The organism is Leucogemmata humicola (assembly GCF_055379415.1).
On sequence record NZ_AP040875.1, the window covers coordinates 743,249 to 756,932 of the forward strand.

10 protein-coding genes are annotated in these 13,684 nt (G+C 62.7%); 4 read left to right on the plus strand and 6 right to left on the minus strand.

What is annotated here, in order from left to right:
- Positions 1-12: 12 nt before the first annotated feature.
- The 5 genes from zwf to AC6H4Z_RS03020 are packed head-to-tail and all read right to left on the minus strand — an operon-like array spanning position 13 to position 5,609.
- Positions 13-1,602: a glucose-6-phosphate dehydrogenase gene (zwf, locus tag AC6H4Z_RS03000; protein ID WP_497545257.1), complete on the minus strand. Its 1,590-nt coding sequence runs from the start codon at positions 1,600-1,602 to the stop codon at positions 13-15.
- Positions 1,599-2,501 carry a phosphogluconate dehydrogenase (NAD(+)-dependent, decarboxylating) gene (gene gnd / locus AC6H4Z_RS03005; RefSeq protein WP_497545258.1) on the minus strand — a complete coding sequence of 301 codons (903 nt, stop codon included), beginning with the start codon at positions 2,499-2,501 and terminating at the stop codon, positions 1,599-1,601. Before gnd ends, zwf begins: the two co-directional genes overlap by 4 nt.
- Before the next feature lie 49 nt (positions 2,502-2,550).
- The gene (locus AC6H4Z_RS03010) at positions 2,551-3,171 is read right to left on the minus strand and encodes an HAD family hydrolase (protein ID WP_497545259.1); all 621 of its coding nucleotides are present in this window, start codon (positions 3,169-3,171) and stop codon (positions 2,551-2,553) included.
- Entirely contained in the window at positions 3,168-3,794 is a 627-nt protein-coding gene (locus AC6H4Z_RS03015; RefSeq protein ID WP_497545260.1) for a cyclase family protein, read from the minus strand. Before AC6H4Z_RS03015 ends, AC6H4Z_RS03010 begins: the two co-directional genes overlap by 4 nt.
- Positions 3,795-3,848: 54 nt before the next feature.
- Positions 3,849-5,609 carry an acyl-CoA dehydrogenase family protein gene (locus tag AC6H4Z_RS03020; protein WP_497545261.1) on the minus strand — a complete coding sequence of 587 codons (1,761 nt, stop codon included), beginning with the start codon at positions 5,607-5,609 and terminating at the stop codon, positions 3,849-3,851.
- A 130-nt stretch (positions 5,610-5,739) separates the two neighbouring features.
- Between AC6H4Z_RS03020 and AC6H4Z_RS03025 the strand changes: the two genes are divergently transcribed.
- The 4 genes from AC6H4Z_RS03025 (at position 5,740) to AC6H4Z_RS03040 (ending at position 10,676) form a co-directional block, all read left to right on the plus strand.
- On the plus strand, positions 5,740-7,509 hold the full coding sequence (locus AC6H4Z_RS03025; RefSeq protein ID WP_497545262.1) for a sensor histidine kinase: 1,770 nt from the start codon (positions 5,740-5,742) through the stop codon (positions 7,507-7,509).
- Positions 7,506-8,255: a response regulator transcription factor gene (locus tag AC6H4Z_RS03030; protein WP_497545263.1), complete on the plus strand. Its 750-nt coding sequence runs from the start codon at positions 7,506-7,508 to the stop codon at positions 8,253-8,255. Before AC6H4Z_RS03025 ends, AC6H4Z_RS03030 begins: the two co-directional genes overlap by 4 nt.
- A 2-nt stretch (positions 8,256-8,257) precedes the next feature.
- Positions 8,258-9,100 (plus strand): hypothetical protein, encoded by an 843-nt coding sequence (locus AC6H4Z_RS03035; protein WP_497545264.1) that lies wholly within the window; start codon positions 8,258-8,260, stop codon positions 9,098-9,100.
- A 238-nt stretch (positions 9,101-9,338) separates the two neighbouring features.
- Complete coding sequence (locus tag AC6H4Z_RS03040; protein ID WP_497545265.1) at positions 9,339-10,676, plus strand: metal-dependent hydrolase family protein; 1,338 nt, start codon at positions 9,339-9,341, stop codon at positions 10,674-10,676.
- A 57-nt stretch (positions 10,677-10,733) separates the two neighbouring features.
- On the opposite strand, the gene AC6H4Z_RS03045 is transcribed toward AC6H4Z_RS03040, so the two are convergent.
- Positions 10,734-13,676 (minus strand): protein kinase domain-containing protein, encoded by a 2,943-nt coding sequence (locus AC6H4Z_RS03045; protein WP_497545266.1) that lies wholly within the window; start codon positions 13,674-13,676, stop codon positions 10,734-10,736.
- Positions 13,677-13,684 lie beyond the last annotated feature (8 nt).

A 13,684-nucleotide genomic window follows, 5' to 3' on the forward strand; every position in this document is an offset into this window, starting at 1 on the left:
TCGCCCTTCGAACTATTTCTGCGGATCTCTCCACTCGGTTCCGTCTTTCTCGATCAGCTCATCGGCCTCACGCGGACCCCAGCTACCAGCAGCGTAGGTGGGCATGCGCTTGGGTTTGTGTTCTTCCCAATATTCGATGAGCGGATCGATGACGCGCCACGCCGCTTCGACTTCGTCGCTGCGAGTAAAGAGCGTCGCCTCGCCGATCATCACGTCGAGCAGCAGTGTCTCGTACGCCGGCGCCGCTGATTCACCGAATGCGTCGGCGTAGTTGAATTTCATATCGACCGCGGCAATCTCGATGTTCGACGTCAACGCGACCGCCGCACCCGGAACCTTCACTTCGAAGTTGAGCGAGATGCCCTCGTTCGGCTGAACGCGCATCAACAACGTGTTCGGGCGCAAGCCTTCACTGCCCGAACCGAACATCAGATGCGGCGGCGCACGGAACTGCACCGCGATCTCCGACACACGGTTCTTCAGGCGCTTGCCCGACCGCAGGTAGAATGGCACGCCATACCATCGCCAGTTATCGATGTACAACCGCAACGCGGCGTACGTCGGCACGGTCGAATCAGGTGCGACGTTGTTCTCCTCCGTATAGCCAAGCATCGTTTCGCCGTTCTTTGCGCCTGCGGTGTACTGCGCCCGCACGGCGTGCTGTGCAATGCTCTCCGGCGTCAAAGCTCGAATGGATTGCAGCACCTTCACCTTCTCATCGCGCACCGCATCCGCGGACATCAGCGGAGGCGGTTCCATCGTGGTGAGGGTCAGCAGCTGCAGCAGATGGTTCTGGAACATGTCGCGCAGTACGCCTGCCTCCTCGTAGTACTTGCCACGCTCCTCCACGCCGACGGATTCAGCCGCGGTGATCTGTACGTGCTCGATCCACTGCCGATTCCACAACGGCTCGAAGATCGAATTGGCAAAGCGCAGCACGAGCACGTTCTGAACGGTCTCTTTGCCAAGGTAGTGATCGATGCGGTACGTCTGATGTTCGGCGAAGAGCCCAAGCAGCAGGTCGTTCAACTCCACCGCGCTCTTGAGGCTGCGCCCGAACGGCTTCTCGACGACGATGCGATACCAGGGACGCTCTTCAGACGTCCGAGTCCGCGGCGCCAACCCGCTCTTCGACAGGTTACGCACGATCGGCTCGAAAACACTCGGCGGCACCGCGAGATAGAAGATCCGGTTCCGCGCCTCTGGCTGTCGTGACGCCTCGATTTCGGTAAGGCGTTTTCCGACGGCGTCGTAGTCTTCGAGTTTACTCATGTCGGCCGACACGAAGAACAGACGGCTGCACAGCTCCTGCCAGAGCGCGTCGTCGACGTCTTTCACTTCGTCCGACGCCGCCAGCGCCTCTCGCATCTGTTTGCGAAAGGTGTCGTCGGTCTGCGTTTCGTCGCGCCCCACACCGAGGACCGCGAAATCAGGATGAACGAGATGCTCCTTCATGAGCTGATAGATCGCCGGCAGCAGCTTTCGCCGGCTGAGATCGCCCAGCGCACCGCAGATCACCATCGTGCACGGATCCGCGCTCTGATGCGCCGACCCCGGCATTTCTACACTGTGCCGCGCTGAAACGACCGGCGTGCCGCTCATGAGTGCTTCACCGCGTGACCGCCAAACTCGTTGCGCAAGGCAGCAATCACCTTCGCACCGAACGAATCGGTCTGACGCGAGCGGAAGCGCGTCTGCAACGACAGCGTGATTACGGGCGCGGGTACGTCGAGATCGATCGCTTCCTGGACGGTCCAACGGCCTTCGCCAGAATCGGCGACCCAACCCTTGATGTCGGTCAGCGACAGATCGCGTTGGAATGCTCGCACCGCGAGCTCGTTCAGCCACGACCGCACGACGCTACCGTGCTGCCAGACTTCCGCGATCTGCGCGAGATCGAGCTCTGGAAAGGTCTTTGACGCCTTGAGGATTTCATAACCCTCGGCGTAGGCCTGCAGCATGCCGTACTCGATGCCGTTGTGAATCATCTTCACGTAGTGGCCCGAGCCCGTCGGGCCCACGTGCGCGTAGCCGTCTTCTGGCGCCAGGGCCGTGAAGATCGGCTCGCAGTGCTTTACTGCCGCGTCGGTTCCACCGACCATCAGACAGTAGCCGTTCTCCAAGCCCCAAACGCCGCCGCTCGTACCGCAGTCGATGAACTCGATCTTCGCCTCGGCGAGCTCTCGGCCGCGGCGAATCGTGTCGTGGAAGTTCGAGTTGCCGCCGTCGATGATGATGTCGCCTGCAGACAGCATCGGCCGCAGCGCCGCGATGGTTTCGTCGACCGGATCACCGGCCGGCACCATGATCCAGATGATGCGCGGTGTCTCGAGCGCTTTCACGACCGACGCCAGATCACGCGCTCCCGTTGCGCCGAGCCCCTCGTACTTCTTCACGACGTCGTCCGCTCGGTCGAACGCGACGAGTTTGTGCCCGCGACGCATCAGCCGCTCCACCATGTTCCCACCCATTCGGCCGAGGCCGATCATCGCTAGCTGCATCTAAGAGTTCTCGGTTGAGGGATCTCGATACTGCCGCTGCACAACACGCTCAGGTCAGAAGCCCATTCGCCTGGAGATCGCGTCGCAACTGCTCCGCCGACTGAAAGTGAATCGTGCGCACGCCGAGCGCGGCGGCCGGAGCGAGGTTTTGTACCCGGTCGTCGATGAACAGCGTTCGCTGCGGATCTGCCTGCGTAATGTTGAGCACGCGCTCGTAAATCTCGTGCATTGGCTTTCGAACACGCAGCCAGCACGACGTAAAGAAACTCGGAAAGATGTCGCGCAGCCCGAAAGTCCGAATGCGATAGACGTTGAGTTCCTCGCCTTCGTTGTTGAGCGTCGCCATGCGGACGAGCCCGCTGTCGGCGAGTTCTCGGGCTATGGCAATGCTGTCCGGCCAGGGCACGCTCTGCTCGAACATGAACGCCTTGAGATCCGCGCACGACGCCGTGAGATCGCCGCAGTACGCTGTGATCCGCAGGTATTCGTCGAGCGACATCTGACCAACCTCGAGCGCTCCGACGGTTTCTTCGTGACGGTATTGAAAATCTTCAGCATCGAGACCGAAGCGCTCGACCGCCGCCGTTCGCTGCTCCCGATCCCACCCGTTGCTGCCGAGCACACCGCCGATGTCGAACAGCACGAGTTCGATCTGTGCGCGCGACGTCATCCGACGAGTACCGCGCGCGCCGGAGCGCCATCGAGACCCGCGATGCGCAGGGGCAAACACCGGAAGTCGTACGGTCCCATTGGCGGCGACGAGAGATCGAGCCCCTCGACGATGATGACGCCGCGCTCGAGGAGCGTCCGGTGCGTACGATGATGTCCCGAGTGATACTGCTCGATCGACAGGTAGTCGACGCCGACGAGTCGAACGCCCAGCGACACGAGATACTCCGCGCCGTCCGGCGCGAGATACGTGTAGTCGGTGCGGAAGTGCTTTTCCCGGATGAACGACGAGTTTCGCGTTTTGATCAACACGCGCGAATGCCCCTTGAGCTCGTGCATTCTGAGCTCCTTCTCACCCACCGCCATACACGCGTCGCCGACGTTGACCAGCACCGCCGGGCCCATGAGGACGTCGAGCGCTAGCGCGTCGACCGCGATGCCGTCGTCGAAGAAGTGTTTGGGTGCGTCGACGTGCGTCGCCGTGTGCGATCCGAACGACAGCGACGACACATTGGCGCCTGCCCCCTTGGCGAGCGACTGCTGTAGTTCGATCGCGATCTCGGGATTTCCCGGATAGACCAACCCGCCGCTGACAATCGGCAGTGACACATCGTAGATATTCATCGTGGCGTCGGGCTCGCTGTTGTGTGAGAGCCACGCGCGCGGCAACGTCGGCCGCTACTGCTCGCGTGTCTCGAGAATCGCGTCGGTCACTCCGTAACCTGCATCCTCCCGAACTCGGCGCGCCACCTGACGTCGCGTTTCGTCGAGCGGCGACTGCAACTGCTCACGTGCCGCTCGAAAGCGCCGGCCCGACTCAACGACGAACAAATCGCATAGATCGAGCTCGCGTTCGCACGCCTCGACGCCCCGATCGGCAATCTCACGCTGTGTGCGCGCGAGCGTGCATACGGTGGCGAACATCTCGACCGCCATGTCGGCCAGCCGTTCCAGCTCTTGCTGGCGATCGATGATGTTTCGCCGGTAATGCCGAATGAGACGCAATGTCGCCGCCGACAGCTCGGCCACGTGCTTCTCGAGAAAAGTCTTGTGTATCGCCAGCCGTGGGTGCAACTCCGCATCGAGCGTCGTCGACGCGCCGAATGCGCTACGCAAGCGAGACGCCGCAAACCCGCTGATGAGTCCGAGATTCCTCAGCGGTCGTCGCAGCGCCGACCCGATTTCCTTGAGCTGCTCGGCGGGCCCCTGAACGCCGTTGAGCGCAATGAACAGCCGGAGGATTTCGTTCGTTCCTTCGAAGATGCGATTGATTCGCGCATCGCGAAGGATTCGCTCGTACGGATACGGTTTGACGAAGCCGCGCCCGCCACCGAGCTGCACCATTTCGTCGGCCGCACGCCAGAGCATTTCGCTCGCGAACACCTTGCAGCACGCCGCCTCGAGCGCCCAATCGGCCTCGATGTTCGCGGCGAGGTGCGCGAGCTCGCCGAGCATGGCGTCAGCCGCGTACACCTCGGATGCCGTGCGGGCGAGCTTGCGTTGTGTAATCTCGAATTCGGCGATCGGTTTGCCGAATTGCACGCGACTCTCGGCGAACTTCGCCATCTCGCCGAGAATGTGCTTGGCGCCGGCGGTGCATCCGGCCGCAAGCGTGAGACGTCCGCCATTGAGCACGTGTACGGCGACGGCGAAGCCCTTGCCGACCGTCCCGAGCACGTGATCGGCGGGCACCTGCAAATCGTCGTAGTGCAATTCAGCCTGCGTCGATCCGCGGATGCCGAGCTTTCGCACGGTACCGGCGACGTGAAAACCCTGCATATCGGGGCGGATGATGAACGCCGTCGGACGTTTGACGCGCTCGCCGCGACGCTCGGTCGGCGTTTGCGCGAACGTCGCGATCACGCCGGCGCGATGTCCGTTGCCGATCCATTGTTTGCGACCGTTCAGAATCCAGTGCGAACCGTCGTCGCTGAGTCGCGCGGTGGCTTTGACGTTCTGCGCGTCGGAGCCGATGTCGGGCTCGGTCAGCGCGTACGCGGCGAGCGTTTCACCGCTTGCGAGCATCGGCAGGTAGCGCTGCTTCTGCTCGTCCGACCCAAACAGCGCGATCGCTTTGGAGCCAAGGCCGCAGTGCACGCCAATCAGCACCGCCAGCGACGGATCGAGCCGCGACACTTCGCTGAACACGCGGGCGTACCCGGTCGACGACAAGCCGACGCCGCCGTACTCGGTCGGGATCGTCAGCCCGAGCAATCCGTCGCGAGCGAGCGCGCGGATGGTCTGTTCGGGGATGGTTTCCTGCTCGTCGAAGGCTGCCGAGTCGATCAGGCCGTCGGTGCGCATCTGGCGAAGGGCGTCGATCAACCGTCGAACCACCTTCGCCTCAGCCGGATCGTGCGCGTCGAGCTGATCGGGGAAGGGGAAGAGCAGGGCGTCGTGGAGCGCGCCAGCAAAAATGCCGCGGACAAAGGAGGCCATGTCTGGAAGCTACCATGCCCGGAAAAGCCGGAACCTCCGTCGATCCCGCTGGCCTTTCCGCTGAAAGGTTTCCGTAAAGGCGGTCCGCGCCTCTGGCACTTGTAAGGACCGACCGTTGTATTCAGGAATCATGCGTCGCTCACCCCGCCTGATCGGCACCGTTGCTCTGCTGATCCTCGCCCTCGTGGTCGTGGCAGTCTTGGCCTATCAGGCCTTCGACGCCGCGAAGTCCCAGAGGCGCACGGCGGAGAACACGCTCCACGACTACGCAAAGTTGGCCGACTGGCAACTGACCAAACAGGCCAAGAATCAGCTGCTGACGCAGGTCATCACGTCGCTCTACGGTCCGGCGACCCAGCTCGATCCGGCGCAGCTTAAAAAAACGGTCTTCTCGCCGACCGACGTCGAGGACCAGGCGCGCCAGGTGATGGGGTGGTGCAACTGCCTGTCGGGCGTGAAGTACTTCTTCCGGTACGACTGGCACGACGGGACGTTCCGCACCACCGACACCGACCTTCCGGACGCTGACCTGGCCTGGGCGCGCGACACGATGGTGGCCTACACCAAATCGGTCGGGCCGGTGCCGGATCGCGAAGTCGTCGTCTTCGGGTCAGCCGACAGGTCGTTTGGTCCGTTCAAGAATCTGGCGGTCGTTCTGACCAACGACTCGTACGCCATGCTGTTTGGCGAGCGCAACAAGAAGCCGGTGGTCGCCGTGTTCGTCGTGGCGCGCGATGTCGTGAAGGGCCTACCGGTCGTCACGTATGGCTACGTGACCGAACCCAAGCCGTTTCTCGCTCCAGTGTTCGCCAACATTCGCGGCGGGCCGGGCGAACCGAGCTCTCTCCTGCCGCCAGCGCTCATCGGTCAGCTTCCGATCGACTCGATCCTCTCGATTTCGGTGACGACGCCCAACGGAGTCGAGGTGTACAAGTCGCCGGGTTGGGCCGCGCCCTGGTACAGCACGACGGACACGATCGAGCCGCGTTTCGGCCGGCTCGTGATGCGCGTGAGTCTGAACACCGAGTTCGCCAACATGTTGGTCGTTGGTGGTCTGCCGCGCTCACGTCTGCCCATGCTCGTGACGCTCATCGTCATCGCGGCTGGATTGCTCACGCTGGCGCTCGTGCAGTTGCGACGGCAGCAGGAGCTCGCGCGCTTGCGCACAGAATTCGTGTCCGGCGTATCGCACGAGCTTCGCACTCCGCTCGCGCAGATTCGCTGGTTCGCTGAGCTCCTGCACCTCGGCAAGCTGCGGAGTGAAGACGAGCGAGCGCGGTCGGCGGGGATCATCGATCAGGAAGCGCGACGACTGACGTATCTCGTCGAGAACGTGCTCAACTTCTCGCGGTCGGAGAAGGGCGCGAACCGTGTGTCGCTGTCGCCTGCCGATCTCGATCACGAAATTCTCGAGGCGCTCGAGCTGTTCGCGCCGCTGGCTCGCGCGCGGAAGATGGTCGTTGCCACCGCACTCGACGCCAGTGCTGTCATTTCGCTCGACCGCGACGCATTTCGTCAGATTTTGCTCAATCTCCTCGACAACGCGGTGAAGTACGGCCCAGCCGGTCAGACGATCACCGTTGGATCGGAGATCACGAGTGATCGCGCGCGCGTCTGGGTCGAAGATCAGGGCCCTGGTATTCCGAACGAAGATCGGCAGCGCGTCTGGGAGCCGTATGTCCGCCTGAATCGCGACGTCGAGTCGGCGACGGGTGGCAGCGGCATTGGACTCTCTGTCGTTCGCGAGCTCGTGTCTCTTCGCGGTGGCCGCACGCGGGCCGAGAGCGCCCCTGGCGGCGGCGCACGCGTGGTGATCGACCTTCCGCTCACGCACCCCGATTCGGGCGAGCCGTCGCGTGAGTCTCCCGATACACCTGTGCAACTCAAGGCGGTGCCATGACGTACTCAACGATTACCGATAGTCGCCACGGGACAACGGACACCATCGCGACCACCATGACCCGCATCCTCATCGTCGAAGACAATCCCGATCTCGCGTACGGTCTGCGAACGGGCCTCGAGATCGAAGGTTATGAAGTACAGGTTGCCGAAGATGGAGAGACGGGACTCGAGCGTGCGCGCAGCTGGGCGCCTGAGCTCGTGATGCTCGACCTCATGCTCCCGGGCATGGACGGTTATCGAGTACTCAAAACTCTCCGCGAAGGTGGTTCGGACGTTCCCGTGCTGATCCTCACCGCCCGCGGCGAGGAGGCCGACAAGGTGCTCGGCTTCCGCTTGGGCGCCGACGACTACGTCACCAAGCCCTGCGGCGTGCTCGAGCTACTCGCGCGTGTTGGCGCACTGCTTCGTCGGTCGCGTATTGCAGAACATCGCGGCGGCGGTGATGGACATGAGCGCTTCGGCTCGGTCGAGATCAACCCTGCGTCACGCACCGTCTTCAAAGAGGGCATCGCAGTTGCACTCAGCCCTAAAGAATTCGATCTGCTGTTGGCGCTCGTTCGCCGTCGTGGCGCCGTTGCGTCTCGCGTCGAGCTGCTGCGCGAGGTGTGGGGCCACCGCGTCGAGGTCATGACGCGAACCGTCGACATTCACATCGCCGAGCTTCGACGCAAGCTCGAGGATGATCCGTCGCAGCCGCGCCACATTCTCACAGTGTGGAAAGCGGGGTATCGACTCGAGCCGTGACCATGATCGCTCTCTACCGCATTCTCTCAACCCCGCGCCGATTGGTCGTGGGGTTGTTTGTTTTTGCCGCTGCCTGCACGAGCCATACGCATGTCGTGACTGCGACACCGGCGCCACCGATGGGTCCGCCCAAGGAAGTCGCTCCCACGACCGCGACGGTCAGCGACGGCGCGAGTCTCATCTCGGCGATGCATGACCGATATCGGTCGACGTGGTATCAGTCGCTCACCTTCGTGCAGCGAACCACGGTCGGCATGGCTGGTGGCGGTGATCTCGTTCAAACGTGGTTCGAGGCAGGACTGCTTCCCGGTCGACTACGCATCGACACGGACACGGCGTCGAAGAGCGGCGTTCTGTATGCGCGCGACAGCGTTTATCGGTTTGCGAATGGCAAACTGACCAAAGCCGACACCGGAATGAACGAACTGCTGGTGTTGGGCTTCGATATCTATACGCAGTCGCCCGCGAAGACTGAGGCAGCGCTTCGGCACTTGGGCTTCGATCTCGCGAAACTGCATCAGACGACGTGGCAGGGGAAAGATGTCTACGTCGTTGGTGCGACCGCAGGCGACACAGCGGCAAAGCAATTCTGGATCGAGAAGGAGCGGCTGCTGTTCGTGCGCATGCTGCAATCGAATCCGCGCCGCGGCCAGGTCGATGTGCGTTTCGACAAGTACGTTCCCGCGGGGCGAGCGTGGATTGCCGTGCAGGTCGAGCAGTTCGTGAATGGCAAACGCACGCTGCTCGAGGAGTACACCGATGTGAAGACCGACGTGAAGCTGTCAGCTGATCTGTTCGATCCGAAGTTGTGGGGGACGGGCAACTATTGGGAGAAGAAAGACTGAGCTGCTCGTTGGATGCATGCAGGACTTTGGTGAAAACGAAACGGCCGAGTTGAACGGAAAACAGCCGGATTCAACGGAAACTGCCGGATCCGGCCCTTTCCGTTCATCCGGTCGTTTCCGTTCATCAATTCGCGATCTATACGCCGAGTCTGAGGGCAGTCGGGACTAGCACCATGGTAGCGCCGATATCAGAATGAGGAGACCCGCCCCACGCGTCTCCCCCTCGCCCCGCGTCGCCATGCGTTCTAAGCTCCTCCGCCTCGTTCCCGCCGCGGTGATCGCCGCCGCCGTTCCGCAGTTGCTCCATGCACAGGAAGCGAAAGGCTCCGGCACGGTCGCCCTTCGCGCCGCGCGCGTGATCGACGGAACCGGTGCCGCCGCGATCCAGAACGGCGTCGTCGTCATCACCGATGACAAGATCGTCGCCATTGGCAAGCAGGGATCCGTCACGATCCCCAGCGGCGCCAAGATCATCGACCTCGGGAATTCCACGCTGCTCCCGGGCTTCATCGACGCCCACACGCACATCATCGGTCGCACGCTCGGCGACCCGGCCGGCGACGACGCAGCGGTGCGCGACTACGAAGCGTTCGGTGCGATCCTCGGTGTGACGAACGCCGATCGAACGTTGATGTCCGGCTTCACCACGATTCGCAACGTAGGCGCGCCGAACTTCGACGACATGGCACTCCGCAAAGCGGTCAATGACGGTTTTGTGAAGGGCCCGCGCATGCAGAACGCGGGTCACGCCATTGGCATCACCGGCGGCCACTGCGACGAGAACGCGTTCAAGCCCGGCCTCATGGACGGCGATCCAAAGACCGGCATCGCTGACGGGCCCGATCAGATTCGCGCCGCCGTGCGCTATCAAGCGAAGTACGGCGCCGACGTCATCAAGACGTGCGCGACCGGTGGCGTACTCTCCGAGGGCGACGCGGTCGGCGTGCCGCAGTACACCTACGAAGAAATGAAGGCGCTCGTCGACGAAGCCACGAAGCTCGAGCGAACGGTGGCTGCACACGCACACGGCGCTGAAGGCATCAAGATCGCCGTGCGCGCCGGTGTCTCGTCGATCGAGCATGGCTCGTTCCTCGACGAAGAGGGCGCCAAGATGATGGCGCAGCGCGGCACGTACCTCGTGCCGACGCTGAGCGCCGGCGAAGTCGTCGAAAAGGCAGCGAAGTCAGGCGTCCTCAAAGGCCTCCGCGCCGAGAAGGCGTTGGCTGCCGCGCAGGCGATGCGCAACGGCGTTCGGATCGCGGTGAAGGACGGCGTTCCGATCGCGCTCGGCACCGATGCCGGGGTGGGAGCGCACGGAGCGAACGGTCATGAGTTTTCTCTCATGGTCGACTGGGGCGGTATGACGCCAATGCAATCGATCGTCGCCGGCACCATGAACGGTGCCAAGCTGCTCGGCTGGGACAATCGCATCGGGTCGCTGTCCGCTGGCAAGCTTGCCGACATCGTGGCGGTTCCGGGCGATCCACTCCAGGACATTCACGTCATGGAGAAGCCGACCTTCGTAATGAAGAACGGCGTGGTGTACAAGCAAATCGCTGTCGCGCCGCTTCCCTGATCTCGGTGCAAGCGCGAACTGAGAGCGTTCGGCGGAAGCTCTCAGTTCGCTCGCGGTTCACTTGCGAAGATACCGATCGAACCACTCGAGGGTTTCCTTCGTCACCACTTCCTGCGGAATGAGATGGCTCGCCGTCGAGTACTCGCGACGCTTCTTGTCGGCGAGCGGTGTGCCCAACTGATCGAAGAACGGCCGCTGTGACGTCTCGTATGGGAAGATGACGTTGTCGTGCTGGCCGCTGATGAGGAGCACCGGAACGCGCACCCGCGGTGCGTAGTTACCTGCCTCCGTCTCGGGGTGCGGCGAGTCGGTGACGTTGTAACCACCGCTGTTGAGCGCTGCCGCTTTGAAGCGCGGTTCCAGTGCGAGCGCGAGGGGCGCCATCTGTCCGCCCCAACTCACGCCGTAGTAGCCCAGCTGCGCGGAGTTCAGGTCGTTGCGCGTTTCGATGTAGTCCACTGTCCGCCGCAGATCCTTGATCCATTGCACGGCCAAGTCACGGTAGAGTGTGGTGCTGTCGATGCTGAGCCTCGTTTTGCTGTATCGGTCGCCATCTCGCTCGTAGCTCCCCTTGAACAGGGGAATCACGATCGCGCGGCCGGAATTCGGGAGGAATTCAATCAAGCGCTGGAAAATGAGCCCCTCGGGTTCCGCCGCTTTAACGCTGATCGGCGCTCCGGGCGGCCAGAACAGGATCGGCTCAAACGGCGCGGTTCCGGTCTTGGGCAGTAGGACGTACGCCAACATTCGTTCGCGATCATATCCTGCGCTGAAGCTGACTCGCTGCCACCGGAAGTGGTCGCGTTCACCCTGTGCTTCGATCTTGGGATCGAGCGGGCGATGGTCGTAGTCGAACATACGGCGATAGATGGCGAATTCGGCGTCAGAGATCGCTTTGAAATCTCTGAAGTCTCGTCGTCGTTGTCGCGCCGTTGGAACCGATACTCGCGCGAGCGTCGTGTCGTCATCGGTGAACGAGGCGAGACGCACCCCGTTGCTCGCATCGCGATCGAACTCAGGTCGCGATAGCGTATTTCCAGCCACCCATTCCGCGTCCTCCCAACCACCACCCATTACGACGTGGCCGCCAGTGGTCATTGCATTCGCGCACCACTCTCGAACGTTGCCGGCGACGTCGAACAAGCCGTACGGATTGGCGTTGCCTTTGCCGACTCGTCGCGGCTGATTCCCGTTGAGATTGCTCGAGCCGAGATAGGTCCAACCGAACTCGCGAAAGTGCACCAATGCCGCGCGTCGCCAGTGGCCGGTGGTTGGCAGGCGTTTCCCAGCGAAGCGTGCGTACGCCGCCGCTTCGTAAAAACTCAGTCCGCCGACCGGATAGTCCTCTTCCTCGGTGGGATAGGTCCCATTCGTCCAGCTGCTTGGCCCCGGCTTTCCCGACCGATCGCGAAACACGAGCATCGCCTCCTGCCACGAGACTGGACGCCCATCGCGGACCATCGGCTCGGTCCAGTACTCCGGCTTCTCGTATCCGCCGGCGGCCACGAAGCGCGCGTACTCTCGATTGGTGACTTCGGTTTTCGCGATGTGGAAGTCGGCGACGCGCAGGTCGTTCGACACTCGAAAACCGGGAATGCGGGCCATTCCTGGCGCGGCGCCAAGGCTGTCCAAGCGGAGCGTGTCGAGCGCGCGCGCAACAGGGGGATAATCGGCAAACAGGTCTGCGAACACCTCGACCGGCTCGAACCCAGCCAGATTGATGCGAACTCGATAATCCACTCCTCCGTTGTCGAACTTTGGCAGCGCGAGGCCAACGATCGGAGTCGTGCCGACGCTCGTCCATCCGCTATCGGGCGCGTTGATCGGTTGAATCAATACCTGCGCTCCGGCGGGCTTCGTCGTGATCTTGAGAAAATCAGTATACCCCGGACGAAGGCGTCGCAGCGTCGAATCGTTCGGAATGACAGGGAGAATCTCCTGGGTAACGCGGAATGCCGACGCGAGATCGCCAGCCGCCGCGTAGCGACTCACCTCGGCAACGCGACGCGTGGCGCGAGCGACCGCTTGCTCGCGTCGCAGCCAGGCGCCACCGCCGACCAGCGCGACAACCGCCGCTCCTGCGACGATCCACAGCGCTCGCTTGGAGGAGCGCTCCCTGGGAAGCGCCGCGGTGATCGCGTGCGAGAATTCTTCCATCGTTGCGAAGCGCGCGTTCCGATCTGCCGACAGCGCGCGATGAATCGCTGACTCGAGTTCGGGCGGCGTGTCAGGTCGCAGATCGCGCAGCTTGGTATAGCCATCGGTCAATTTTCGCGTCACCACCTGTTGCATGGACGCGTGGTCGATCGGTGGATGATTGGCAATCATCTCATAGAGCACGCAGGCGAGGCTGTAGACGTCGCTACGCGCATCGACGTCGCGCTCTCCCGCCGCCTGTTCCGGGCTCATGTACGTCGGGCTGCCGAGCGAGATGCCGGTCTCCGTGATTCGCCCCACCGCGGCACGCTGCAGTGCAGTCGCGATGCCGAAGTCGGCGACCATCGCGTGCCCGCCGCTCATGAGGATGTTCGACGGCTTGATGTCGCGATGCACGACGCCGTGATCGTGAGCGTAGCGCAATCCGTCGGCGACTTCCTGCGTGATCCGCACTGCTTCGTCGAACGGGAGCTTGCCCCGGTTCGTGATGAACTCGCGAAGACTCTGCCCCTCGACGTACGGCATGACGTAGTAGGGAAGACCGTCCACGTCGCCCGAATCGATCAGCGTTAGCAGGTGCGGATGCTGTAGCCGCGCGATGACCTCGATTTCACGGAGAAAACGCTGAACGCCGATCGTATGCGCCAACGTCTCATGGAGCACCTTCACGGCGACTCGCCGCGGATGCTTCAGGTCCTCGGCGAGAAACACCGTGGCCATTCCCCCGGCGGCGATGCGTTCCTCGACGCGGAAGCGCTCGGCGACGATACTCCCCACGAATCTTTTCTCGAATCGCGAGGTCGCGTCGGCGTTCAACGCCAGGCCATCATAAGTGTCTGTCATGATAGAAT